The sequence below is a fragment of the Vibrio sp. 1249-1 genome (assembly GCF_033340495.1).
On record NZ_JAWOWJ010000235.1, the window covers coordinates 1 to 918 of the forward strand.

At 44.1% G+C, this 918-nt stretch carries 1 protein-coding gene and 1 pseudogene; both read right to left on the reverse strand.

Going from position 1 to position 918, the window contains the following annotated elements; translation table 11 throughout:
• Positions 1-701, reverse strand: a 701-nt coding sequence (locus tag R7Z50_RS25495) for a LuxQ periplasmic sensor domain-containing protein (RefSeq protein WP_318149476.1), incomplete at its 3' end; no start/stop codon positions are given.
• Positions 701-918 (reverse strand): annotated as a pseudogene (locus R7Z50_RS25500) (ABC transporter substrate-binding protein); the annotation flags it as partial. The pseudogene R7Z50_RS25500 and the gene R7Z50_RS25495, both read right to left, overlap by 1 nt.

Genomic DNA, 918 nt, shown 5'->3' on the forward strand with positions numbered 1-918 from the left:
ACATCAAAGATTTTGTATGACTCATCCCCTGCTAGTGAACTCGCCACAGGAATGTCGTTCGCCACCAGCACAACATTGTCGACGTTGCCTTCGTTTTTTAACTTCTCCATCAAGGCGAAGTTATTATCCAAGACGACCGCGTTGTACGAATACCCCATCACTTCGCCCGTTTTCGGCTCTAACACAGGAACGCGGCGTAGCAACAAGTGACGAGCACCCATTGACGTGATTGACGTGACGTAATACCAATTATTACTGAACGTGACTTTGCTAGTCAGGCCATCCAGCATTGAGTCGTTGATGCCATAAAAATGCGCGTTCCCATCGTCCCAAATAATACCTTGATGGTCGGTGAGAAAACGAAATTCAGGCGTGTGCGAAGGATCACTCTGATCAATGCTGAGAAAGAAGTAATTTAAGGCTTCTTCATTTCGCTCCGAGTAAAAATCCAAAATCACATCACTTTTCGAATTGCTGTCGTGATGGATCTGAATCGCTGCAAAATGACTTTCAAAAATGTTCAGAATCAACGCAGACGTTTGCTGCTTGGTTCGGTCGACCTCCTGCCAAATGATCTGTTTGGAGAAGTAATAACTCTGAACGAAAATGCCTAAAATGATCGGAGCAAGAACGAGAATAATAATTTTAGTTATAAGCGTCGACAGCGAGCGACGCTTTTTTAGCTTTGATGTAATTGTCATCAATTATCTGAGTATCTAAATGCACGTTTTCTGAGAGCTTCAATTCGCTCAGGGGAATCTGATTTGGTCACAACTTCGAAGTCCCCAGAGTACACCGTTGGTACAGGTTTACCTTCCAAACCCCATTTGATCGCCTCTGCCATCGCAATGCCAGTATCATCATTCATACGCATGACGGTGATATCTAACTCCCCTTTTAAGATAGCGTCTAGCTCAG